Here is a 24,031-nt window from a genome sequence, read left to right as displayed (position 1 = left end):
CACCCAGCATATTTCGGCCGGATGATGGCCCGCTGCATGAGCGCTGTCCCGACACCTTCGGGTAATGGGTGGTTTTTTAAGCCCACCCATTCGGGTGGTTAGCCCGCCAATTGCCGCTCGGTGGCGGCGTCGAGCCCGATTTCCTTCAGCTTGAGGACGGCCTCCGTCCGGCTTGAGACGCCGAGCTTGCCGAAGATGTTCTTCAAGTGCCATTTCACCGTGTCGGGCGCCATCGACAGCGTTTCGGCCAACTGACGATTGGTGTAGGCGCGCAGAAGCAGGGCGGCGACATCGGTTTCCTTGCTGCTCAGGATTTGCTTCCTCCCGGCGATTGCGATCGGACGCGCGCGTTCGGGCGCGGCCTTGCTCAGTTCGCGCAGAAGCGTGTCGACAAAAGTGGCCGTGCTGGAATTGCGCGACCAGGCCGGAATTCGTGAGCGGGCGAATTCGAGCACCTCGCGCATCGGCAGGCCCTCATCGATCAGCGAGCGCAATGCGTTCTGCGGCAGCGCCAGGGTGACGACATCGACTGCTGCTGCCAGTGCCAGCAGAGTTTCGCCCGCGCTGTGCGCGGCGATCGCGACAAGTGCGCGGACCTGCATGAAGCCCCGCAGGCGGCCGTCGCGGCGCATGCGTTCGGCAATACGGTCCAGCACGGCAATGGCCTTGGCCGGATGACCTTCGGCGATCAGAACGCGCGCGGCGCCGATATGGGCGTATTCGTCGAGCGGATGGATCGGCGCGGGCCGGCTTTCAGCCGAAGGCTCGATGCCGCGCGAGCGCAGCGCCAGCCGGGCGGCGTGGACGTCGCCGCGCGACAGAAGCAGCCGCACCCGCTCGTTCAGCGCGGCTGCCGTCAGCCGGCGGTAACGCTTCTCGATGCCCAGCCGTTCGGCGCGTTCGAGGAAGACGATGGCCTCGTCGTGTCGGCCATGCGCGGCGGAGAGTCGCGCCAGATGCAGCTTGCAGGCCATCTCGTGCACGACCAGTCCGCATTCCTCGATGATCTGCCGGTGCTGGTGCAGAATGCGCTCTGCGCCCTGCAGGTCGTTCCATTCATAGGCGAGCTCGACGTGGAAGATCGCCGTCATCGCCTCCGCGTAGGAACCGGACCCCAGGCGCTCGCGGGCGAGCCGGCAGGCACGGTCGAGCAATTGGTGCGCCTCGGCGAGATTGCCGGCGGAAATCTCGACCAGTCCCAGCAAGAGGTCGCAATAGACGATGCCGAAGACGGAATTGGCGGCGGCGTGATGGTCGCGCGCCGCGAGGCTGCGCAGGCGCGCGGCGTCCAGCTCGCCAAGCGAATAGTGGCTGAAGGCGCAGATATTGGCGAGCGTGCCGCGCGCGAAAGGCTCGTCTTCGGGAAAGTCCGCCAGCCAGCGCGAGGCGACGCGAGTCGCGGTGCGGGAGCGGTCGGTGGCGCTGATGACGCCGGCCGTCAGCGTCTGCAGCTCGGCCTTCAGCGAGCGGGTGGTCGCACGGTCGATCTCGCCGCGCTCGGAAAGCTGCCCGACCAGGGTTTTGGCCTGTTTGAGGATACGAACCGCCTGGCGCGGCCTGCTCATGTGGAACTGTGCCCAGACACGCGCCAGGAGCAGGCGAGGGCGGACGGCGATCAGCTCGGGGGGAAGCTGGTTCAGCCACTCCGTCAGCCTGGGAATGTGACCCTGCATGGTGAGCGGCATGGCGCATTCCTCGACAAGGCGCGCGGCATGGTCGGCATCGCCGCTTGCAAGCGCATGGTCGACCGCGTCGGAGATATGGCCCCGGGCCGCCAGCCAGGCGGCGGCGGCGCGATGCAGCTCTCTGCGTGCCTCCGGCCCCCACGCATCCAGCCTGTTGCGCAGGAATTCCGAGAATAGGTGGTGATAGCGGAACCATTGTCCCGTGGAATCGAGCGCGATCAGGAAAAGATTTGAGTGCTCGATGGAGGCCAGCGCCGCGGCGCAGTCTCGTCCGGGACAAACCGCCTCGACGAGGCCAAGGCAGAAGCGGTCGAGGATCGAGGTCCTGAGCAGGAAATCCTGGATTTCGGGCGCCTGCCGGGCGAGCACGTCATGGGTCAGGAACATCGCCACGTCGCGCTGGCTGCCGGAAAATTCGGCGATGAAGGCTTCTCTCGATCCCTCATGCGCCAACGCCAAAGCGGCAAGCTGCAGCCCGGCCGGCCAGCCTTCGGTCTTGTGGTGGAGCGCCACAACGGCCGAGATGGCGAGGTCGAGGCCGCAGACATTGGCAAGATAATCCTCGGTCTCCTCGAGCGAAAAGCGCAGGTCGCTGTCGCCGAGGCTGACGACATGCCCCTTCATCTTCATATGGGCGAGCTCGAGCGGCAGCTCGCCGCGGGTTGCGAGCACGATGCGCAAAGCCGGCGGCGCATAGGCGACCAGCATGTTGATGCAGGCGGCGATCTCGCCGGAGACGATCAGGTGCGCGTCGTCGAGGACGAGGTAGATCGGCGCGGTGCGCCGCGACAATTGGTTGATAATGGCGGTGAGGATGGAATCGACCGGCGTCACCGGGCTGGAGTCGATCAGCGATTCCGCGTTGGCGGCAATGTCCGGGTCGACGCGGTGGAAGGCGGCGGCGAGATATTTGAGGAAGCGGGCGAGATCGTTGTCGAGCCGGTCGATCGATAGCCACGCGACCTGGGCTATGCCGCCGGATATCCCGGTCGCCCACTGCGAGAGCAGGGTCGATTTGCCGAAGCCGGCAGGCGAGGTCACCACAGTCAGCTTTCCCGCGGTCGCAGTGTCCAGGGTGCGCAGCAGCCGAGGCCTGCGCACCAGGACGTCGCGCAAATAAGGCGGCTGGAGCTTCGTCTCTATCAGCATCCGGTTCTCGGCAGTTGCATTCGGCGCTTTTAATAAACGCGGAGTGCGGCGCGGAGGCAATGGCCGGTGAGCTGGATGCTTGCCAGGGCCGGCATGGCTCGCTGATGGCGATCCTGCGCCGAACGGCAGCGATGCGCTTGCCCAGGTCATTGCGGCGACCGGGCCTCTGAGTTATTTTAGCAGTTTATTGGATATGCGATCTGCCTTGCCATCGGCGGCGCGTCGCCTTGCCGTCGTGGCAGATTGTGAAGTCTTTAACAGACCACGATGCCGCAAGCTGCGTTCTTGTGGCCGACAGGATGATAGCAGTTAGGGATTTTGCCATGCTGCGATGCTGCGCGCTGATTGCAGCCTTGATCCTCGTGGGCCTCACGACTGTGCAGGCGCACGCCGATCGAAGGGTTGCCCTTGTCATCGGCAATTCCGAATACCGCGAAATCCCGGCCCTGAAGAATCCCGACAAGGATGCCGAAGACGTGTCGAACACGTTCCGGCTGGCCGGCTTCGATGTGTTCGTCGCCAAGGACCTCACCAAGCTCCAGTTCGAGAAGGAGTTCCGCAATTATCTCGCGGCGGCCGACGGCGCCGATCTGGCGGTCGTCTATTATTCGGGCCACGGCTTTCAGATCGGCGGCGAGAATTTCCTGATCCCGGTCGACGCGTCGCTCAAGGACGCGGCCGACATCGAGGTCCAGGCGGTCAAGCTGGATGACGTCCTTCAGCAATTACGCGCCAAATCGAAGATCCAGGTCATCATCCTCGATGCCTGCCGCAACAACCCGTTCCCGCGCAAGGATTACTGGCTGCGCGACCAATTGATCGCGGCCGGCGGCACCGGCCTAGCGCAGGTGAAAAGTTCGCTGAACACGCTGATCGCCTTCGCCACGGAGCCCGGCGCCGTCGCCTATGACGGGTCCGGCGATCTCAGTCCGTTTTCATCCGCCTTCTCCCGCCGCGCGCTGGCGCCGAACCAGGAGATACGCTCGGTGATGGCGGCCGTGCGCCGAGACGTGGTCGAGGCCACCAAGGGCGCGCAGGTTCCGTGGGAGAATTCCTCGCTGATCGACGAGGTGGTGCTGATGCGCCGCGCCAACCGGCCGGCTTTGCCGCCAGTGCTGGAAAAGACCGTGCCGTCGGGCGTCGGACCGGTCGCGCTCGACCTGCCGGTGCCGGTCGATGTCGACGGCGGCGCGGTCACCATCAGCATCGAAAGACCGCCGGCACTGGGGCGTCTGATCCTGGACGGCAAGCCGGTCGCAACGGGCGAGCCGATAGAGGGCAAGGATCTGCCGCGACTCGCGATGGATGTGCCGAAGGGCGCCGACGCCGAGGACCAGGTCGATATGCTGGCCTATGCCGCGCATGACGAGTGGGGCGGCGGATCGCAGGGCATACTGGTGTTCCGGGTCAAGAATGGCGATGGCGCCGCGGGCAAGCAACTCGTGGCCTCGCTGGAGTCCGAGCAGAAGCAGGAGGTGGTGGAGCGCGGCATCCACATCGCCGGCGCCGCCGAGGCGATCGAGAACCGCGACGTCAAGGTTCCGGTCGGTGTCGGCCCCGTGCCGCTGAAGCTGGATGTCCCGACCAAGGATCCGGGCGTCAGCGTGAAGCTCGCGAATTATCCGGCAACCGGGACGCTGTCCCTGCCGGATCGGACCTTGTCGCCCCAATCGAGCCTAATGGCCGATGAAGTCGATCAACTGCGCTACGAACCGCAGATAGGCGCTGCAAAACCGTTGATCGTCGGCTTCGAGGTCACGGCTGACAACACGCCGTCGAAGCCGGCGACGATGAAGCTTTCGCCGAGTGTCGACCCGTGCGACACGCAAGCAGGCGAACCCTTGGACCTGCAGGGCGTCGTCCCTGGTCTGTTGCCGAACGAGATCGGCGCAGGCGCGGTGGAGGCCTGCCGAGCGGCGGTGAAGGCCTATCCCGATGTCGCCCGCTTCCACTACGAACTCGGCCGCGCGTTGCTTGCCGCCGGCAAAGTTGACGAGGCGAAGAAGGCGATCGAGGAGGCTGCCGACAAGGGTCATGTCCGCGCGGTGTTCGAGCTCGGCTATATCGCCTCGTCCGGCATAGGAACGGCCGTGGACCCCAAGAAGGCAAATGGCTTCTATGCGAAGGCGTCCGACAAAGGGGACCCCTATGGAATGACCGCCTGGGGACGTGCCCTGTTCAACGGTCTCGGCGTCCAGCGCGATACCGGCAAGGGCTTGGACCTGCTGCTGAAAGCAGCGGCCATGGGACACACCTACGCCATGAACGATCTCGCCGCGATCTTCACCGAAGGCCGCAACGGCGTGCCTGCCGACCCGGCGCGCGCTGTCGCTTTCCTGAAGGCTGGCGTGGAGCGCCAGGATATGTATTCGATGAACATTCTCGGACGCAATTATCTCAGCGGACGCGGCGTCGAGAAGGATACCAAGCAGGCGCAGGCGCTGTTCCAGAAGGCGATGGAGCTCGGCCAGCCTTATGCGCCCGGCAGCTTGGCGCGCATGTACAGGGACGGTGAGGGCGTGGACCGGAACCTTGCTGAGGCGCAGAGGCTGTTCGAACTGGCGACGGACCGCGGCGACTACTCGGCGGCATACGACCGCGCGGCCATCGAAATGCAGAAAGGCGACAAATCCGATCAGGCCATAGCCGTCCGGTATCTGGCGTTTGCCGCAGGGCTTGATCTCCGCAACGAGTTGCCGGGCGCGCGCAAGACGTTGGCGCAGTTTGGCGTGAAGCCGAAGTCGGCCGCGTTGAAGCAACTGCGCTCGGAACTCAAATCGAAGATCCCGGCGGGCGGCTCGGTCGACGACCAACTGATCAAGACGGCCAGGGCCGTCTGGGAGCAAGCCAATCCGCGTCGGGACCTGTTTTGATCAAGAAGGAGGCAGTGGTGGGCAGGGCATTGAAGCAGGCGGTCATCGCAACATTCCTATCGTTCGCGGTTGCAGGGTGCACGACCGTGGCGCCTACGGTCGAGCCGGCGCCAACGACGAAATATCGTACGAAGGCCGTTCAGACGACGACCGAGCCCAAAGTTAAGGTGGTCCAGCAGAAGAAGGTTGCCGCCAAGAAGCTGGTCAAACCGGTCACGACCGAAACCGCGCCCGTGATTGCGCCGCTGGGTGGCAGCGGCGGCGGTGGCGGCGGCGGGTGGTAACGCCCGCTGCGTTCGCCGATTCCGACGGGTCTCCCGAGGCGAACAAGGCGGTCGTCGAACGGCGCGCCCAGGCGGTCGAGCTCGCCTCTCAGGCTTCGGCGGCGGCCTGTAAGCCCGCCCTAATACGCGTCGACCGATTGGCGTTGCGCCTCCATCTCCACCATCTGGATGCCCATTTCGACGAAGGCGGAAAGCACGCCAAAGCGGTCCGCGGTCGAGACGCGGGCCAGCCCCGCCAGGATCCCGGCATTGACGGCGTGGGCGGCAGGAAATCCCGTCGACAGCATATCGAAGGTCGGGTCACGCCACGCCGCAGACAGGGCGATCCATGCAGCCGGCGTCGCTGGCGACGGACCGACGGCGCTGCTGAGCGCTGCCCGATGGCGGGGATTGCCGGGCTCGCCCACCCAGTCATTGACGAGAGCGAGCAATTCGAGATCCCTTTCGGCAAGGAGCTCGGCGACATTGCTCAGACATTCATGTCCCCACCAGACCGCGGCGCGCTCGGGCAGAAGGTAGGCGCAGAACGTGACGGCTTCCTCCGGCACCCGCCCGGCGAGCAAGGCGCGGCAGAACTCCAACGGGGGTTGGGTGGCGGCTGGCGATTTCATGTCCCGGGCGATCGCGGGACAGGCAAGAAACAAATCCCTCGCCGTTCTGTATCCGAGTTCATTGGCCATCGCTGCCACACCCCGAGCACCGGCACAAATAGCACTGAAACCCGCGGCTAAGCGGCGGTCAAGCCTTAACCTCTAACAGGCCGCAGCCATTCGCAACGTGCGCTTGTTCACAGACAATCGTTTCAAGATTTGATATAGTCGCGCCAGCAAAAACCCGTTCAAACAGGCCCGTTCAAACAGGAGTGACGGTCATGCGGTGGGGCAGCTCAGCCTTGGCATTGGCGGTCGTGCTTTTTTCAACGCACGTTTACGCCGATCCGCTTCAGAAATCCGAAGACATCGTAAAATTCTTCGCCGGCCAGAGCAACCTCGGCGCGTCGCGCGGCATCTGCGTCGGCACGGAGGAAGAATGCAAGAGCAAGGCCGAAAAGAACGAAGCGCCGCCCCAGAAGGCCGGGCTCGACATGATGATCAATTTTGCCCTGGACTCGGCCCAGCTCGACCAGACCGCGCGCAAGGAGCTGGACGAGTTCGCCAAGGCGCTGAAAGACAATCGGCTGAGCACGTTCAGCTTCGTCGTCGAAGGCCACACCGACGCGACCGGGCCCGATCGCTACAACCAGGACCTGTCGCAGCGAAGGGCGCAATCGGTGGCCGCCTTCCTCGAAGCGAACGGCGTTGAATCGGCACGGCTCGAAGCGATCGGCCTTGGCAAGTCGCACCCGCGTGTCGCCAATCCCTACGACCCGGTCAACCGCCGCGTCGAAATGCGGATCAGGACGGAATAGGCTGCCGGCGCCGATCAGCTCTTAGCGAACTGCCGGTCCTGCCGACAGGCAGGGCTCGCATGCTCGATCAGTTCTAAAGCGCGCCGCCCACCGCAACATCAGGCGGCCCTCATCAAACACATGATGCTGAGACCGTGGATGCTGCCCATCTCCGGCCGGGCCGGTTAGCTGATTTTGGCAAGGCGTTTCATCGGCAAGATACCGCGTTCATCCGCTGGTCCGGGCTGTCGGCAGCCCTTCTTTCCCGGCCCCCTCGACCTTCGATTCCGACCGAAGTCGGATGTTGCTGCGCAATGGTCCATCGGCTGAAACAAACCGTCAGCTATTCCATTTGAATCTCAGACTGGCGAGCATCGTCCCTTCATCGTCAGTTGCGATTGCAAGAAGAAAACACCCGCCGCGACCTGCGAAGCGGCGGGTGTTTCTTTGTCAGGAAAGTGCCCGCATGCAGCTTGGCGAAATCATTGCAAACCTGTTCGCCGCCCTGTTGCTGGCATGTATTCTCGGGGCCGTTTTCCTTGTCGCCACGCAGCCGATTTGGCCAGACCACCACAAGGGACAGATGGTGGTTCTCCCGCCCGCCGACGCGATCACAACGGGATCGATCAAAGCGACTACACATCCGCATTTGCCAAACGCGGTCGATGGAAACCTCGTACAGCCGAGGCCTTCGCGGCCTTAATGCATGTCGCCCAAAGGTGCACCGCGGTTGGGTGACGAGACGCATCAAAACAATGGCTTAAAACGCGTCGATTGAAACCGTTTCAGCGCGATGCGCCTTTGGGGGAAGCGATTTACCACTCGTTTACGATATTAGCGCAGGCTGATGTTCGGCCATGCCGGTACAGCGTACATGCCCACAGAGCCCCAGCGCCGATCCCCCTCAGCGCTGGGGTTTTTTACGCATAATCCATTCGACTATGTTGGGGTCGACGTAATCGTCCCCGGTCATGATACGCACCAGCTTCGTCGCGCGCGGCCGCCATTGATCTTCAGGAACCTTATCCTCGTCGACCCAGCGCCTGAACGCTTCGCGCATGACGTCGAATTCGAAGTATGAACCGTTGTCGTTGGATTGCTTTTTGACCATGGCCGGCAACGTCGAATCCCGTGAAATGTTCCAGCTCGCCGCGCGTCGAAAAAACGTTGTTGCCTGATGAGCCGAAAGACCACGGTTAGCCGGGCGCCAGCGTATTCTGGATTGAACCAATCAGCGCGGTGACCGCCTGCTTGTATTTCTCGAACTCGGGAGAGGTCTGCCGGACTTCGGTCGTGGTCGTCCTCGGCTGGCCTTGATCGGTCACCACGCGCGGCACCTTCTGCCCCATCTTCCGCTCGGCCCAGTCGACGACGTAGCTGACGGTCTTGCCGGTCAGGAACGGGTTGGCCTGGATGACGGCCGATCCCAGAACGGCGCTCAATTGCGACGAACCCGGCGCCGCCAGCACCTGATGCGCCCCCTCCATGCCGAGGAAATGGCACAGATAGAGCCGGCCGGCAGAAATCTGGTGGCCGCGGGCGCGCAGATAGGCTTCACCTTCGCGCGCCAGGTTGCGCACCATTTCACGCGACAGCGTCGCGTCGTAGCGAAGCGCAAGCAGGTCGGCGGTCGACAGCGAGCGGGCAAGGTCGGGCCGATAGGTGTTCATCATCCGGATCCAGGTCTTGGAGATGAACTGTCCGGCGCCGGTTGCCGAGGAAAGCGGGTTCTTGGCGCGGGCGCTGCCGCCGCTTTCGACATGCACGATCCGGTCGGTCAGCGTCTCGACCGCGGCATCGCCGGAGCCGCCGGAACTGACCGAGACGGAAGTGGCGACCGAGGTGACCGTGCCCAGCGGGTCGATCGCTTCGCCGTTCTGGTAGAGCTCGAAATGCAGATGCGGGCCGGTCGAAAGCCCTGTTGTGCCGATATAGCCGATGACGTCGCCGGCCCTCACCTTGGTGCCGACGCCGTTGGTGATGGCGAATTTCTGCATATGCGCATAACGCGTCTCGCGGCCGTTGGCATGCGTGATCTTCACCAGATTGCCGTAGCTCCCGCCATCGCCCTGGAAGGAGATCTCGCCGTCGAAGGCGGCCATCACCGGCGTGCCGACCGGCGCCGCCCAGTCGACGCCCTTGTGGATGCGGACCGTGCCCAGGATCGGATGCTTGCGCGGGCCGAAGGTCGAGGTCATCACCCCGGCGACCGGCGTGACCATGCCGTTGGTGACGGTCAACGACCGCACCTGATCGTCGCCGGTCACGCAGGCATACTGGCCATCGCTCTGCCGGAAGACGAAGCAGTCGAGGCTCTTATCCGTGCCTTGGACGCCGACATAGAGCACTCGTCCGGAAATCTCGCCCTGGCCGCGCGGCGTCTGCGAATAGATCAGCACCAGGCGCTGATCCTCGCTGGCGAAGGCGTCGAGATCCTGCCCCCGCGACAGATACATGATCGCCTCGCCGATGACGCTGGTCGGCACCTTGTTGCGCACCGCGGTCGAATAGATCGCGTCGAGCAGGCGGTACTGACGCTTGGGCCCGCCCTGGTCGGAGGCGCCGGAATAGTTGAACAGATCCTCGCGGACCCAGGGGTCGACGCCCGACACGAAGGTACCGGCCGCATTGCGAGTCAACGTGCCGACATAGACATTCTTGGCATAAATCGAGACCTGCATCAGCGACATGGTTGTCGTCTCGCGGTTCGGACGGAACCCGCGCATGGCCACCACAAAGCCGGACTCCAGCCCATCGCGATTGAACAGCGTCTTCAGCGCTTCGCCCGCAAGCTTCGCATCGTCGGCGGAGAAATGCGCATCGAGCGCCACGCTATCCAGGCTGCGGTCGTTGAGGATCTTCACGAACGTGTCCTCGGTCGCCTCGAAGCGCTGATACTCGCTGGTGACAGTCGCAACGGTCGTATTGTTCTCGATCGCGGTTTTTTTGAAAGCCGGGAGCGCCGCTTCGCCCTGGTCGATGGTCTCGCCCCAGCCGGCCTCAGGGTCGTCGGCGTCGGCCTTGGGCGCCGAGCCGGCCTCGCTCTCGTCCGGCGCCGCCTGCAAGTCGTTCTGCAGGTCGCCTTGCGAAGCGCCCTGCTGATCGTCCGGGGCTGCGGCCGGAGCGGGCGGGGCCGATTGCTCATCACCCGGCGCCGCTGCGGAAGGCTTGGGAGCGGCTTGCCGCTGCGCCTGGAAGAAAGCGAAATCCTCCTGCGTCGACGGGATCGTGGTCATGAACTTTTCGCTGGCGCTCAGCATCACGTCGGAGAGGATTTCGATCTGCGGCGAGGCGCCCGAACTGTCGAGCTCGGCAGGGCGCGCGACGGTCTTGCCTTTCGTCGCGGTGTCGGCATCGGGCGCCAGCGTGATCCACATCGGATCGCCGGCGAGATCGATGATCGCCGGTACATAGACCGAGGCGTCGGGCGGCACGTCTTCCATGCCCTCGACGGGGTGCAGCTCCTCGTCCTCATCGCCGAACGACCAATAGTCCTTGGTCAGGTAGAAGCCGGTGGCTAAGGCGACGACGGCGAGCGTCGCAAGAACGGCGAGCGCCCGGCGCCAGAGCTTGCGCCGCCGCTCGGCCAGCCGCGCCAGCTTCTTCTGCCTGAAGCTCGCGTCGATCGAGTGCGTCACGGGCTGTTTCCGGTCAGGAAATAGGTCCAGCGCACCTGCTCGAGCGTGTCGACCTCGACGAAGCGCGCCGCGATATGGCCACGCTGCCAGCACTCCTCGATGCCGCGGATCGAGAAGCGCCGCCGGTCGATGCACATCTCGGTCGATCCGTTTACGATCGCGTGGCCAAAGACGTCCGTCGCATAGAGATAGATGTAGCGGTTGGTCAGCTCCTCGCGGATGACGTTGACGCATTGGTTGGCGCCGATCGTCCACCAGCCATCCGTCTGGTCGGCATTGTCGACCTTCTGTCCGACCGCCAGATTGACGACGTCGAGCGTCTGGTTGCAGACGGTGAATTCGGCATGCGCCTTGCCGGGCGAAAGCATCGAGAGCAGCGCCGCGCCGAGCGCCGCAAGCGACATGCGGCCCGGGAACAGCAATCGGACCCGGCTACGCTGCTTGCGTGGCGAGAACCGGCTCAAGGTACGCGGGCGGCGAAGATCCATCGGCGTGCATGCTATCCGCCAAGCCGGAAATAGGTGGCCGTGGCGGAGAACTGCGATCCGTCGGCCTCGATCTCTTTGAGGATCCTGGGCAAAAGCTCCGAGGCCGGCGTCGGCCTGGAGAACATGGCGGCCTGGATGTCCTTGGGCCCGGTGATCACCAGCATGATCTGCGGCACCGCCTTGCCGGCTGCTTTGTCCGCGGCGGCAAGGCCGATCGGGATGTTGAAGGTCACCTTGTCGGTTTGCGGCACCATGCGGTCATCGAGGTTGAAGGCGATGCCCTTATGGTCGATCAGCATGACGTTCGAGATCAGCCCGCCGCCCGTATAGAGCGCGCCGCTGACCGGCGAGCCGTCCGGGACCGCTGTCCGGTCGAGCACAAGCTGTGGCTTCGCGGCAGAACTCCGGTCGAGAAAGCGAAGGAAAGTGGGCACGCCGCACTGCGAGAGCGTAATGAGGCGCACGCTGATATCCGGCTCGACATGGAACCTCGTCTGGAAATCGCTGAGCAATTGTTCGAAGGGCTGCACCGCCGTTGCGTATCCCTCGATCGTCGGGGTGGCGCCAGGTCCGGAAGTGACGTTCGCGTAAAAACAGCTGCCGCCGCTGAAATCACGCACCCAGGAGCGCTGGTCGTTCCACTTGGTCATATCGTCTTCCGCTGACGGAAGCGCCGGCCTGGGCACATTGATGGCAACGTCGGCGTTGTCGGGCTGCTTGGCCGCCGGTCTCTGCGCTTGCTGCGCTGGCTGTGCCGGCGCGATCGGCGTTTCCGGCTGGCTGGATGTTGGGGTCTGCGCCTTCGGCTCGGCCGGCGGAGGGGTCGGCTGCGTCGATGCCTGGCTTTGCGAAGCCGGGGGCGGGGAAGCTGCCGGCTTGGGCAACTTGGAAAGCATCTCCACGAGATCTTTTACGCTCGGCTTGGCCGCGGGCGGATTTGCCTCTTGCGCCGGCTTGTTCTCAGCTGCCCGGCTCGGTTCCGGCGTCTTGGCCGCCGGCTTGCCTGCAGGCTGCGCCGGCTTCTGGTTTTCGGCCGCCGCTGGCGCCGGAGCCGGCGCAGGCGTCGGCGATTGCGCCGCCGGCGGTTGCGCCGGTTTGGTCTCGACCTGTGGCAGATGCGGTTGGCTGTTGGCCTCGCTCTCCGGCTGAGTGGCAGGCAGGGCCGGCTTCTCGACGGGCGTCTTGGCCTCCGCATCGGGTTGGGCGGGCGGCTTCGCCGTCTCGATGGTGGCGGCGCTGTCAGGTTTCGGCGCCTGCGGCTGAGCCGCGGCCGGCGCCTGCGGCTGAGATTTCGGCGCCTCCGGTGGCTGCGCCTCGGCCACCGGCTTGGCGGTCTCGGGGACCGGCTTCGGCGTCAGCGGCTTGGATGTTCCCGCTGCCGGCGGGGGCGCCAGGACACCGCTGAAATAAACGCCGCCCCCAAACAGCACAGCGAGAGCCGCGACCCCTCCGGCGATGGCGGGTATGCGCGAAGTCTTTTTGGGTGCGGCCGGTGCGGGCGCGCTGGCCGGGGCGGCTGCCGGCGCGGGCCGTGGCTCCGACAGAAATGCGGGACGCACATGCTCAACGAAGCGGGGCTCGCCGGGAGACGCCGGCGGCTGCGGTTTGGAATCGGGCGGCGCCGTCCAACCGGCGCGCGGCAGGCCGGAGCGTTCGCGTGCGCCAAACGACACCGGCGGCGGCAATGTCGCCTCGAGATTCTCGCCGCGCGAGGCCCTGGCTATCTCGGCCATGCTGGCCGGCCGGTCGCGCGGATCCGGCTGCAGCATGGCTTCGATCAGCTCGCGGAAATCGGGATCGATATCCGACAGGTCCGGCACCGCCCGGCGCTTTTCGATGACCTCATATTGCGACCCGCTCATGTCGAGCGGCTTTCCGCGCAGCGCCGCGGCCAGCACTAGGCCGAGGCTGTAGATATCGGATTGCTCGCTGACCTCGCCGCCATAGAGGCCGAGCTGTTCCGGCGAGACGTAGTTGTATTTGCCGGCGAATTTGCCTCCGATCAGCGTTTCGCCGCCGACGGTGGCCGACCGGGCGATGCCGAAATCGATGATCTTGGCGCGCTCGACCTGCCCGCCCGGCAGAATGATGTTATCCGGCGAGAGGTCGCGGTGCACCGCGCCGGCCTTATGCACCGCGGCGAGCCCCGATGCGAGCCGATGGCAAAGCCGGCGCACGTCCTCTCCGGGCATCGGGCCGCGCCGCATGACGTCGAACAGCGATTGGCCGTCCACGAACTCCATCGCCAGATAGGGGCGGCCGATCCCCGTATCGATCGTAAACACGTGGTAGCGCACGACCGCGTCGTGCGACAGATGGTTGAGGATCGATGCTTCCTTGCGGAACAGCGACAGGATCGTCTGATCGCGGGCGAATTCGGGCAGCACGATCTTGATCGCCACATGGTCGCCGGTCTGGATGTTGTGGCCGCGATAGACTTCACCCATGCCGCCGGAGGCGATCCTCTCGTCGAGCTCGTAGATGCCGCTGAGTTGCGTGCCGACACCCGCATAGGTGACGTTCGCCGAAATTCGCGTCCTGTCGTCGTCGCTCATCTGGCCAGGCCCTCCGCTGCGGACCGATCCCGATGGAGCGCGCCACTCTGCCCGCCGCCGATCTTCACGAGCACTATGGTCACATTGTCGGTTCCGCCGCGCGCCAGCACCATGTCCAGCAGGGTCTGGCATGCCGCCCGCGGCGTGGTGGATTTGACCGCGGCCTCGATCTCGGCGTCGCTGACATGCGCGGTCAGTCCGTCGGTGCCCAGGACGAAAACATCGCCCGCCATCAGCTCGCCCTGCTGGAAATCGATCTCGAGCTCGTCGCTGACGCCGACCGCATGCGTGATCACATTGCGGCGCGGCCAGTTGCGTGCTTCCTCGGCGCTGATCATGCCGCGGTCGAGCAATTCCTGCACCTCGGTGTGGTCCTTCGAAACCTGGAAGATCGAGCCGTTGCGCACGAGGTAGATGCGGCTGTCGCCGGCCCACAGGCAGGCGAAGCGTCCATCCATGGCAAGCAGGGCCGCGAAAGTGGAGCCGATGGTGGTGCCGCGCGAGCGCGATATATCGCGGATTTCGGCATTGGCGCGGCTCAGCCGGTCCTCGAAGCGGGCGCGAAGATCCGGCGCCGAGCTGGCAATACCGATCGTCGCCAGATGGTCGACGATGCTGGCCGAGGCGACCTCGCCGGCCTCATGCCCGCCCATGCCGTCGGCCACCACCCAGAGCCCGGTCTGCGGTTCGATGAGGTAGTTGTCTTCGTTGTGGTCGCGCACGCAGCCCTTGTGGCTTACGCCGAAGCTTTCGATGGGGAGGGCGACAGTGCTCAATTTGCCACCAAGCGCTTCGTGAGCGTCCTCTGTGACCAGCCACGGGCCGCGTGCCCACGCCACTCTGCCACAAGCGTGTACATTAGAGTATCGAAATGAAGCTTCGAGCCGGCCATGTCAGAACGCCTTCGGACAGCTGAAGCCGGACAAGGCCGGCAGCAGCAACGGATTGGCGCCTGATCCCGTCTGAATCGTGTAGGCGACATCGCGTCCGCCGATGACGAAACGCGCTTCGGCGTTGGCGCCGTCGCTGGTGATAGTTGCTTTGTCGAAAAGCCGCTTCAACGCCCACGGCCCGTCGAATTTGAGTGCGGACTCGCGACCGGGCATTTCCGGCACGAGGGTAAGACTCGCCGATCCGGAAGCGGCGCCGCTTGGCCATGTCACGACGCTCGGCGCGTTGCCGGCCTGCGCGCTCTGGACCATCTGCCCGTCGATAGTGAGCACAGCGATGTCGACTTCGCTGTTCACCGACGTGGGTGTGATGGTGATCGACACCGAGGGCACCGAGCCGCCGGAAGGGAAAAAGGCGCTGCGGATTTCCGCCGCCGACTGGAACGCCTTCAAGGTCGATTTTGCAAGGTCCTTGCTGGAACGCGCATCCTGCTTCCAGGTCCATTCCTGGCCGGTCATGTCGATCAGCCGTGCGAGGTTCTGCGCGAAGAAGCGGTCCATCAGGCCGCCAGGCGCGAACAGCTTGGTGAAATCCGCCATCGAAATCTCGTCGGTGCCGTCGCGTGTGAAGGGGTAGCGGCCGTTGACTGCCTCCTCGCAGACGCGCGTCACCGTCTGGTCGAGGGTCTGGTTGAGGTTGGCGACGGATGCCTCGGCGACATTGGCTTCGAGCTCGTCCGCCGCCGCGTTGACCATGCGCGCCAGCGGCTTGGGCAGGCGCGAGACATTGGCGCGTAGCGTCGAGATCTGCAGTTGCAGGTTTGCGTTGACACGTTCGGTCTGCGCGGGGACATCGGCCGCGAGTTTCAGGCTCTGGAAGATGTCGTGGAAGTTCTGCGTCAGCGCATCGAGCGGCCGGCGCCCGGCGGCCCCGCCGACCAGCGCCTGGAACGAGCGGAACTGCGCCTCGACGCTCGCGCCGGCATTCTGCGCAACGGCCGAGCTTGCGCCGGCGCGGCTTTGCGACTTGCCGCCGGCGATCTGCAGGCCGATGCGGGCCAGGCCCTTGGCCATGCTGGCGGGATCCTGCTGCGCCGTGCCGATATCCTTCTCGGCGCCGCTGTCCTTCGTCAATGCGGTTTCGTCGGCGATCGCGGTGAAGAGCTGATCGAGGGGCGAGTCCGGCGCCGCGAGGGCGGAGAGCGCCAGATGCTGCGGCTTGTCCTTCAGCATCGCCCTGAGCTTCAGCTGGTCGAGCACCCCGTTCCAGGCGGCGGCGAATTCCTTGCCGTAGCGATCGATGAGTTCGGGACCGAGCTTGGGCAGGTCTTGGTCGATGCCGCCCTGTTCCCCGCCGCCGCCGAGCACCCACTGGTCGTCTACGAGCATCTGCGCGATGCGCGAGAGCTGCGGCAGGAAGAAGCGATTGAACCCGGCGCGCGTGTAAAGACCGGGAACGTGGAGATCGGCGAGCTCATTGCCATCCGTGCGCTCGAACGCCAGTTGCGCTTCCGGACCGGCTTTCGCGGCGATGGAGAAATCCTGCAGCTTTGCCGCGTAGACCGCCGATTTGATTTGCGCCGAGGCGCGGTCAGCGAGGCTCATGCGTCCGAGCGAGCGCTGCGCGGCCTCGATCAGCGGCTGGTTGAGCTCGAAGCTTGGATCGTAGGCGTCGTCGAGCGTCAGCATGGCGCGCAGATGCTTTTCGAGCTGTGCGCGGCCCTCGCGGTTGTTCTCGCCGGGGTAGCGGTTTTCCTCCCAGTCCTGCTTCATCCACGAGACGATCAGCTCGTCATCGACCTTCGGCGCCTTGCCGCCCAGCATCAGGTAGATCTTGAGCGGCTCGTAGAGCGCGACCGGATCGGCCATCCTGGCCTGGATCGTCCGTTCGGCCTGCACCAGCAGCCGCGAGCGGAAGGTCCGCTCCAGCGCCTGCCGATAGGCCGTCTTGGAGGCCGACAGCAGCCTATCGCGCTGGCTGAGCCCGAACGTCTCCTCGATCGGCTTTCCCTGGTCGCTGTTTTCGAAACCGGCCGGCAGGTTGCGCAGCTGGTCGAGCGGACCGATGACGTTTTCGAGGTCGACGTCCGTCACCGTGGTGCTCTTGAGCAGGCTATCGGCGCTGTCGCGATAATGCGCCATGGCTTGGCGTGTGGAAGCGACCAGCTGCTTGTTGGCGAAGAAGCTCAGACCCAGCAGGCCGAGCGCCGCCAGGGCCGCCAGCGCGATCGCGGCCAGGCCGCCGAACCTGGCGAGCTTCGCGCGCCGCTCGGCCGCCCGGTCGAACGACACCCAGCCCGATTCCGGGAAGATCACATTGGCCAGCAGGTCGTGCAGGAAGAAGCTCTTGCCGGCGCCGGAAAGATGCGCCTGCGAGGCGTTGCCGAAACTGCGTCCGATCGCGCCCAGCACCTGGTCGAAGGGCGTGCCTTCCTGGGTGCCCGAAGAGAAATAGAGCCCGCGCAGGCTGACATTGACCTGTGACCGCGAGGTGTCGAACAGGCTGCCGACAAACCGCGCTATCCGATTCTTCAGCGCGCCGAACTGGGCAGGAAAACCGAACAGCGCGATCCGCGCCACCGGGTCGGGCTCTTCCTGCAAACGGTCGGCGAGTTCTTCGGCGAGCCGCTTCGCCAGTTCGTCGAAGGCTGCCGGCGCCTCACCGGCCATGTTTCTGGTACGGTCGGCGGTCTGGAATGTCGCGCCCCATACCTTTCGCCTGCGCGCTTCATCGAAATCGCCGAAATAATCCATGAAGCCGGCGATGAGATCGGCCTTGGTGAACAACAGATAGACCGGGAACTGGACCTTCAGCGTCTCGTGCAATTCGCGCAGGCGGCTCCTGATCTCGGTGACATGCGCGTCGAGTTGCCGGTCGTCGAAGCCGATCAGGTCGGCAAGGCTGATGGCGAGGATCACGCCGTTGATCGGTTGTCGGGTGCGGTGCTTCTTGAGCAGTCCCAGGAAGGCGAGCCAGCTCGCCTTGTCGCGCTCGCGGTCCGATTCCTGTGTCGTGTAGCGGCCGGCCGTATCGATCAGCACCGCCTCGTCGGTGAACCACCAGTCGCAGGACCGCGTGCCGCCGACGCCGGCCAGCGGCTGCGCGCTGCCGGAGCCGGAAAGCGGGAATTTCAGCCCGGAATTGACCAGCGCCGTCGTCTTGCCGGCGCCTGGCGGGCCGATGATGATGTACCAGGGAATGTCATAGAGGAAATTGCGCTTGCCGCTCGTCCGCTTCAGCGTCGCGATGGCTTCGCTTATGCGCGCTTCGAGCACCTGTGAATCATCGTTGCGCTCGTCGCTGCGTACGATGGCCGTTTCGAGCGCCTTTTGCGCCTTGCGCCGCTGCCAGAAGCGGACCCCGTAGAACAGCGCAAGCACCGCAACGGTGACGCCGATGATCGTGGCCCTGAGCCACACAGGTCCAAGCGGGCGCGTATCGGCGAAGCGGATCAGCGGCCCGGCATACCAGACCGCCGCCGAGAAACCGGCAAGCGCGGCCAGGCTGAAGATCCGCAGCATCCAGCGCATCAGTCGCCGTTCTCCGCCGCCGCGCTCGTCTGCAAGGTCTCCTGTTTCGGGATCATCACGTCGACGCGGCGGTTCTTGGCTCGGCCTTCCGCCGTGCCATTGTCGGCGATCGGTTCATCCTCGCCCCTGCCCTCGGCGCTCAGCCGCGACGGGTCCTTCAATTGCTTGGCCACCAATGCCTGGACAGCGTTGGCGCGAGCGATGGAAAGATCGAAATTCGATTTGAATGTGCTCGATTTCTTCGGCTTCACATTGTCGGTGTGGCCGATGATATTGATGGGCCCCGGTTCAGCATCGAGCGCCGTGGCGATGTCGGCGGCGACAGGCTGGAACTGCGGCTTCAGCTCCGCCTGGCCGGGCGCAAACAAAAGCTGATTATTGATCTCGACGACGATGAACTCGCCCTTCTCGCCGACGCTCAGTCCGCCGCCGGCGATCTCCTTGGCAAGTGCGGCGCGGATGCGGTCGATCTGGGTGGTGTCCGGAACCGCGGGCGGCGGCGGGCTGGCTTGCGCGGGCTCAGTGGGCGCCGCCACGCTGGCGCGCTCGATGGTGACGGGCGTCGACGGGTTGAGCGCCAGCAATTCGCCGGCGGTCGCGTCGCCTTCGTCGGTGATCAGCACCCGCAGCCCGAAGAAGGCCGCTGTCACCAGCGTCGCCGCGGCGGCCGCTGCCGCCCAGAGCGGCAGCCGCGCCCTTGGCTTCGGCAGCGCCGCCGCCATGCCTTGCCAGCGTGGCGAGATGTCATCGTTGGCGCGCGGCTTGAAGTAGCGCAGCGTGTCGTAGACGTCGCGCCGGACGCGTTCGAGCATGTTTCGTTTGCCCGTCAGCCCCCGATACTGGCCTTCGAAGCCCAGCGACAGGCACGCATGCATCAATTCGAGTAGGTCGTAATGCGCTTCCGGCTTGGCGAGAATCTTGTTCAACGCTCCATAGAAGCCCGTGCCCGTCGGTTGGGTATGGAAGAACCGCGCGGCCAGGCTGTGCTGAGGCCAGCTGTCCTTGTCCGGCCAAGGTAGATTGCCGACGAGGTCGTCGGCGGTTTCGCAAAGGGCGAACTTGGCGATGCGTGCGTCTTCCTCGGCTACGCCGGCTTTGGCGATCGCGCGGTCGAAGGATTCGATCGCGTCAGCGATACGCTCCGCCAGGGGTGCGGCCTGCCGTTCGACCGGCATCAGCCGCAATTGGCCGAAGAGCATCAGCAGCGGCGCCGCCGCGGCGAGGATCGGATTTGTCGCGGCGTATTGCACGCCCTCGGCGGCGGCGAGCAAGGTGTCCTGCGGCAGTCCCGGCGTCGCATTGTCCTCCGCTCCCGGGGTTGGCCCCTGAAACAGCACGGTTCCGGACGACCAGCCGGTTGGCATCTGCCGACCGCCGCCGGGGTCGAACACTGTCGCTTCGCGGGCAGGCGGTGGAGCAGGACGTGCGCCTTCCGGACCGGATCTCTCGGGAGCCGCAAGGGGCTTCTGCTTCGGCCGCGGCGCGCGGATGACGGTCTTGTCCGCCGGCCTGGAGGGATCGTCCTTGGAGCTCATCGGCGACGCCCCGCCGTCGAATTGCAATGAGCAGGTTTTTGCCCGGGAAAATGCGTTTCAGCCTGAGCCTCAGCGGCGGGCCGCATGGAAAGGCTCATCTCGCCGAAACATGACATTGCTGCACACGCCCCAAGCCTCGCCGCCTTGCCCGCCGGGCTGGCGTCCTTGTGCATTCTAGTCGCCCGGATAGCCAATTGAAACGGGCCGCCGATTGAAATCGGAGAGCAAGATGCTCGAAGAGGCGGCTTCTTCTATGAGACCCGTCACATACGGTTGGCGGGGTCTGTGCCGTGCGGCTATTTCTGCTTGTCGGCCTTGCTGTAGGCTTCGGCGAAATAGGTGAGGAAGACATCCAGCATGCCGTTCTCATGCTTGTCTTCCATCGTCCGCCAGGTCGCGACAAGCGCATCCCAGGCCTGGCTCTTCCTGGACGAGAAGGACGCCGGCGGGATCTTCCTGGCGATCGCCTCGGGCGACAGATCGTCGAGCAGCCTGGACAGCGCGGCCTGCATGGCGGCATAGGTCGCGATCTCATGCGTCTTCAGATCGCGGAACGCATCCTCGACGCTGCGCCTGGCATCGAGATAGCCGGCTCTGCGCTTGGCGAACATGATCTCCAATATGTCGTCGGTGCCCGGCACGAATTTCAACGGGTTGTTGTCCTCGGCGCCGATCATCGTGCGGTGCGCGCTCTTGGCGAGCACCTTTGCCGCCGCGCGCGCCTTGAGCAGCAGGGATAGTTGCTCGACCGTGGTCCTCAGCACCGCGCCGATCTCGGCCGCGACATCGTGCGGGTCGCGCGACTGCAGCAATTCAGGCGCGATGCCCGCCGCCCTGGCGATCTCCCGCAGCATCGCGTCCGCTTCGGCCGGCCGATTGGCCGAGGCCGCCGGACCGGGCTGCGGGGCCGAAGATCTGGAGGCGGGCGCCGCCCCCGTCGAGCGCTGTTCCGCCGGAGTGAAGAACGGCTCATGGCCGGGATCCGGCGGGCCGCCGGTGGAGGGCGGCAGCTCGCGCTGCGTCGATCCCGTACTGGCCTGCGGATGTCCGGTCGCGGCCCGTTCCTCTTCGATCGAAACGCCGACGACGTAGCGGCCGATCAGCAGCCGATCGCCCTGGGCCAGCCGATGCGGCCCGGCCATGCGCTGGCTCGAACCGTTGATGAAAGTGCCGTTGCGCGAGACATCGTAGAGCCAGAATGAACCCGCCTGGTAGCGGACCTCGCAGTGCCGGCCCGAAATGACCTTGTCCGGATCGGACAACGTCCAGTCGCAATTCTCGCGGCCGATCTCGAAACTGCGGTCGCGGGCGGCATAGCTGGCGGCCGTGCCGGCCGGCAGCCTGTCGACATTGCTGATCTGGAGCGAGATGAACATCCGGAAGCGTCGCCCAACTTGGTCAACAAATGCTTATTTTCCGCGCAATTCCAGGCGGAAACGCCAACGCACCTTTCCTGGAATTGCCTTGACATTCTAGCAGCTTGCGAGCGCGGCGGGAGAGGAGCGTTTCACACCGGCGCACGGGCCAGTTTAGCCACAGCTGTTATTTGGCCGCCGCCAAACATGTGCTAGGCTGAAAGCGGTCCGGTGCGGTGGGCGTGAAAAGTTCCCGAACGTGATGCGGTTAACATAGCGGGGGCTTCAATCCATCATACTGGCGGCCGCGTCCAGGAGGGGCACGACCATGCCGAACGAACGCGCCACGGTTGTGCAGACGCCGGCTGGCGCCGACCTGACCTTCACCCATCTCATCGGCCGCGATGAGATCAGCCGCTGTTTTGCCTATACGGTCGGCTTCGTCTCGAAGAACCGCGACGTCGATCCGTTGAAGATGCTGGGCGGCGTCGTTTCGGTCGAGGGCGAATCCGATCCGAAGCGCTGGTTCAGCGGTCTCGTGTCGGATTTCAAGCTGACCCGCATCGAGGACCGGCTGGCCTTCTACGAGGCGACCGTCAGGCCATGGCTCTGGTTCCTCGGCAACACCACCGATTGCCGTATCTTCCAGAACATGACCGCGGTGGAGATTGTTGAGAAGATATTCTCGAAATACGGCATCGCCAAATTCGAGAAGCGGCTGCAGGGGTCCTATCCCCAGCGCGAATATTGCGTCCAGTACGATGAGAGCGATCTCGATTTCGTGCAGCGGCTGCTCGAGCACGAAGGCATTTTCTATTTCTTCGAGCATGACGAGGGCAAGCATACGCTCATCTTGTGCGACGCGATGAGCAAGCTGAAGCCGGCGCCCGGTTACGAGAAGGTGCTTTACAATTTCGAGGGCCAGGCCTCGCGGCGCGATGTCGAGTACATCACCGAATGGATACCTGGCAGCGCGGTGCGGCCGGGCGCCTATGCGCATACGGATTACGACTTCGAGAAGCCCGGCGCCGATCTGATGGCGAAATCCGCCCAGCCTTTCGCCCATAAAGAAGCCTCGGGCGAGAACTACCGCCAGCCCGGCGCGCATCTCGATGTCGGGCGGGGCGACAAGATCGCCGGGATCCGCCGCGAGGAACTCCAGGCGGTGCACCAGCACAGCACGGCGGTTGGCACCGTGCGCGGCCTTTTTTCCGGCTGCAAGTTCACGCTTGAAAGCTTTCCGCGCGACGACCAGAACCAGGATTATCTGGTGGTCAGCGCCGAGTACCGGCTGTTCGATCCGGGCTACCGCACCCAGAACGAGGCCCACAGCGAGAACTTCAAGGTGGTTCTGGGGGTTGCGCCCGCCAAACTGCCCTACCGGCCGGCGCGCATCACGCCGCGGCCGATCATGCGCGGCCCGCAGACAGCGACCGTCGTCGGTCCTTCGGGCGAGGAAATCTTCACCGACAAATATGCGCGGGTGAAAGTGCAGTTCCACTGGGACCGGCTCGGCAAGAAGGACCAGAACTCGTCCTGCTTCGTGCGCGTCTCGCAGACCTGGGCCGGCAGCAACTGGGGCTTCATCCAGATCCCGCGCATCGGCCAGGAGGTCATCGTCGACTTCATTGAGGGCGATCCGGACCTGCCGATCATCACCGGCCGAGTCTACAACGCTTCGCAGATGCCACCCTACGGGCTGCCGGGCAACGCCACGCAATCCGGCTGGAAGTCGAATTCCTCGAAAGGCGGCGGCGGTTACAACGAGCTGATGTTCGAGGACAAGGCCGGCTCCGAGCTGGTCAATTTCCAAGCCCAAAAAGACCATCATCTGCTGATCAAGCACGACCGCAACAAGACGGTCCAGCACGACCAGTCCGACCGCATCGACCACGATGCCAAGCACTCCGTGGGCCACAACCTCGATGAGGACGTCGGCAACAACAAGACGGTCAAGATCGGAGTCGACCAGACCACCAACATCGGCAGCAACGACACCGAGACGGTGGGCGCGAATCGCTCGCTGACGGTGCTGGCCAACGAGACGATTCACGTCGTTTCGAATTCGACGGAGAACATCGACGCCAACCATTCGCAGACGGTGGGGCTGGTGCAGACGGTCACGGTGGGCGCGGCGCGTGTGGATACGGTGGGGGCGGCTGAAGCGCGAACTGTCGGCGCTTCGCAGACGAACACGATTGGGGCGACACGGTCGGTCACTGTGGGGTCGGCGCAGAGCCACCAAATTGGTGCCGACGACAGCTGGAACATCGCGTCAAATCAGGACGTAACGATCGGCGGCGGCCAAAGCGTCAACATCGCCGGCGATCAGAAGTCGAAGATCGGCAAGGGAAGGCGTGCCGAAATCGCCGCCGACGACGGAACCAAGGTGGGGGGCGCCTACGAGTTGCGGATCGCCAAAGGGAGCATGGTTCAAATCGGCGAGGACGGAAAGATAAATGTCGGCAAGACATTCCTGATCGAGGCCGGCGATTCGATTGCCCTCAAATGCGGCTCCGCAGCGATTACGATGAAGAAAGACGGCACCATAACCATCGAAGGCAACGACATCTCCATCAAGGGCTCCGGCAAGATCAATGTTAAGGCCTCGAGCGACATCACGATGAAGGGGTCAGAGATAAAGCAGAACTGAGGGCTGGC

15 protein-coding genes are annotated in these 24,031 nt (G+C 64.6%); 5 read left to right on the top strand and 10 right to left on the bottom strand.

Translation table 11 applies throughout. The annotated features are described in order from the left end of the window. Positions 1 to 98: 98 nt before the first annotated feature. A complete protein-coding gene (locus LB553_RS10210; protein ID WP_224512836.1) occupies positions 99 to 2,834 on the bottom strand; it encodes a LuxR C-terminal-related transcriptional regulator in 2,736 nt (911 codons plus the stop codon). 323 nt (positions 2,835 to 3,157) lie between these two features. On the opposite strand from LB553_RS10210, the gene LB553_RS10205 reads away from it, so the two are divergent. Beyond that, positions 3,158 to 5,707 carry a caspase family protein gene (locus LB553_RS10205; RefSeq protein ID WP_224512834.1) on the top strand — a complete coding sequence of 850 codons (2,550 nt, stop codon included), beginning with the start codon at positions 3,158 to 3,160 and terminating at the stop codon, positions 5,705 to 5,707. Continuing rightward, complete coding sequence (locus LB553_RS10200; RefSeq protein WP_224512833.1) at positions 5,704 to 5,991, top strand: hypothetical protein; 288 nt, start codon at positions 5,704 to 5,706, stop codon at positions 5,989 to 5,991. The genes LB553_RS10205 and LB553_RS10200 overlap by 4 nt, the downstream gene beginning before the upstream one ends. Before the next feature lie 119 nt (positions 5,992 to 6,110). On the opposite strand, the gene LB553_RS10195 is transcribed toward LB553_RS10200, so the two are convergent. Continuing rightward, positions 6,111 to 6,671 (bottom strand): DUF6931 family protein, encoded by a 561-nt coding sequence (locus LB553_RS10195; protein ID WP_224513031.1) that lies wholly within the window; start codon positions 6,669 to 6,671, stop codon positions 6,111 to 6,113. A gap of 191 nt (positions 6,672 to 6,862) precedes the next feature. Between LB553_RS10195 and LB553_RS10190 the strand changes: the two genes are divergently transcribed. Beyond that, positions 6,863 to 7,399, top strand: a complete 537-nt coding sequence (locus LB553_RS10190; protein WP_224512831.1) for an OmpA family protein — start codon at positions 6,863 to 6,865, stop codon at positions 7,397 to 7,399. A gap of 280 nt (positions 7,400 to 7,679) precedes the next feature. Further along, positions 7,680 to 8,081, top strand: a complete 402-nt coding sequence (locus LB553_RS10185; protein WP_224512829.1) for a hypothetical protein — start codon at positions 7,680 to 7,682, stop codon at positions 8,079 to 8,081. 201 nt (positions 8,082 to 8,282) lie between these two features. Here the strand turns inward: LB553_RS10185 and LB553_RS10180 are convergent, their stop codons facing one another. The 8 genes from LB553_RS10180 to tagH form a co-directional block, all read right to left on the bottom strand. After that, positions 8,283 to 8,498: a hypothetical protein gene (locus LB553_RS10180; RefSeq protein ID WP_224512827.1), complete on the bottom strand. Its 216-nt coding sequence runs from the start codon at positions 8,496 to 8,498 to the stop codon at positions 8,283 to 8,285. Between the two features lie 76 nt (positions 8,499 to 8,574). Then, on the bottom strand, positions 8,575 to 11,016 hold the full coding sequence (locus LB553_RS10175) for a M23 family metallopeptidase (RefSeq protein ID WP_224512825.1): 2,442 nt from the start codon (positions 11,014 to 11,016) through the stop codon (positions 8,575 to 8,577). Further along, on the bottom strand, positions 11,013 to 11,504 hold the full coding sequence (locus LB553_RS10170; protein WP_224512824.1) for a DUF1036 domain-containing protein: 492 nt from the start codon (positions 11,502 to 11,504) through the stop codon (positions 11,013 to 11,015). Before LB553_RS10170 ends, LB553_RS10175 begins: the two co-directional genes overlap by 4 nt. Positions 11,505 to 11,515: 11 nt before the next feature. Then, the gene (locus LB553_RS10165; protein WP_224512822.1) at positions 11,516 to 14,059 is read right to left on the bottom strand and encodes a serine/threonine-protein kinase; all 2,544 of its coding nucleotides are present in this window, start codon (positions 14,057 to 14,059) and stop codon (positions 11,516 to 11,518) included. Beyond that, complete coding sequence (locus LB553_RS10160) at positions 14,056 to 14,835, bottom strand: PP2C family protein-serine/threonine phosphatase (protein ID WP_224512820.1); 780 nt, start codon at positions 14,833 to 14,835, stop codon at positions 14,056 to 14,058. Before LB553_RS10160 ends, LB553_RS10165 begins: the two co-directional genes overlap by 4 nt. A 117-nt stretch (positions 14,836 to 14,952) precedes the next feature. Next, positions 14,953 to 18,480: a type VI secretion system membrane subunit TssM gene (gene tssM, locus LB553_RS10155; protein ID WP_224512818.1), complete on the bottom strand. Its 3,528-nt coding sequence runs from the start codon at positions 18,478 to 18,480 to the stop codon at positions 14,953 to 14,955. Then, entirely contained in the window at positions 18,480 to 20,015 is a 1,536-nt protein-coding gene (gene tssL, locus LB553_RS10150; RefSeq protein ID WP_224512816.1) for a type VI secretion system protein TssL, long form, read from the bottom strand. Before tssL ends, tssM begins: the two co-directional genes overlap by 1 nt. 296 nt (positions 20,016 to 20,311) lie before the next feature. Beyond that, positions 20,312 to 21,391, bottom strand: a complete 1,080-nt coding sequence (gene tagH / locus LB553_RS10145; protein WP_224512814.1) for a type VI secretion system-associated FHA domain protein TagH — start codon at positions 21,389 to 21,391, stop codon at positions 20,312 to 20,314. Positions 21,392 to 21,698: 307 nt separating this feature from the next. On the opposite strand from tagH, the gene tssI reads away from it, so the two are divergent. Continuing rightward, the gene (gene tssI / locus LB553_RS10140) at positions 21,699 to 24,023 is read left to right on the top strand and encodes a type VI secretion system tip protein TssI/VgrG (RefSeq protein WP_224512812.1); all 2,325 of its coding nucleotides are present in this window, start codon (positions 21,699 to 21,701) and stop codon (positions 24,021 to 24,023) included. The last annotated feature ends 8 nt before the right edge of the window (positions 24,024 to 24,031 follow it).

The organism is Mesorhizobium sp. CA8, from assembly GCF_020164955.1.
GTDB lineage: Bacteria > Pseudomonadota > Alphaproteobacteria > Rhizobiales > Rhizobiaceae > Mesorhizobium.
Note: the sequence above shows the minus strand (reverse complement) of the source record. Positions and strands in the feature narration are given on the sequence as shown.

Excerpts from the sequence above, each read along its gene's own strand:
- LB553_RS10205 (WP_224512834.1), top strand. The coding sequence starts at position 3,158 with ATGCTGCGATGCTGCGCGCTGATTGCAGCCTTGATCCTCGTGGGCCTC.
- tssI (WP_224512812.1), top strand. The coding sequence starts at position 21,699 with ATGCCGAACGAACGCGCCACGGTTGTGCAGACGCCGGCTGGCGCCGAC.
- tssM (WP_224512818.1), bottom strand. The coding sequence starts at position 18,480 with ATGCGCTGGATGCTGCGGATCTTCAGCCTGGCCGCGCTTGCCGGTTTC.
- LB553_RS10210 (WP_224512836.1), bottom strand. The coding sequence starts at position 2,834 with ATGCTGATAGAGACGAAGCTCCAGCCGCCTTATTTGCGCGACGTCCTG.
- tagH (WP_224512814.1), bottom strand. The coding sequence starts at position 21,391 with ATGTTCATCTCGCTCCAGATCAGCAATGTCGACAGGCTGCCGGCCGGC.
- LB553_RS10185 (WP_224512829.1), top strand. The coding sequence starts at position 7,680 with ATGTTGCTGCGCAATGGTCCATCGGCTGAAACAAACCGTCAGCTATTC.
- LB553_RS10165 (WP_224512822.1), bottom strand. The coding sequence starts at position 14,059 with ATGAGCGACGACGACAGGACGCGAATTTCGGCGAACGTCACCTATGCG.
- LB553_RS10190 (WP_224512831.1), top strand. The coding sequence starts at position 6,863 with ATGCGGTGGGGCAGCTCAGCCTTGGCATTGGCGGTCGTGCTTTTTTCA.
- tssL (WP_224512816.1), bottom strand. The coding sequence starts at position 20,015 with ATGAGCTCCAAGGACGATCCCTCCAGGCCGGCGGACAAGACCGTCATC.
- LB553_RS10195 (WP_224513031.1), bottom strand. The coding sequence starts at position 6,671 with ATGGCCAATGAACTCGGATACAGAACGGCGAGGGATTTGTTTCTTGCC.
- LB553_RS10170 (WP_224512824.1), bottom strand. The coding sequence starts at position 11,504 with ATGGATCTTCGCCGCCCGCGTACCTTGAGCCGGTTCTCGCCACGCAAG.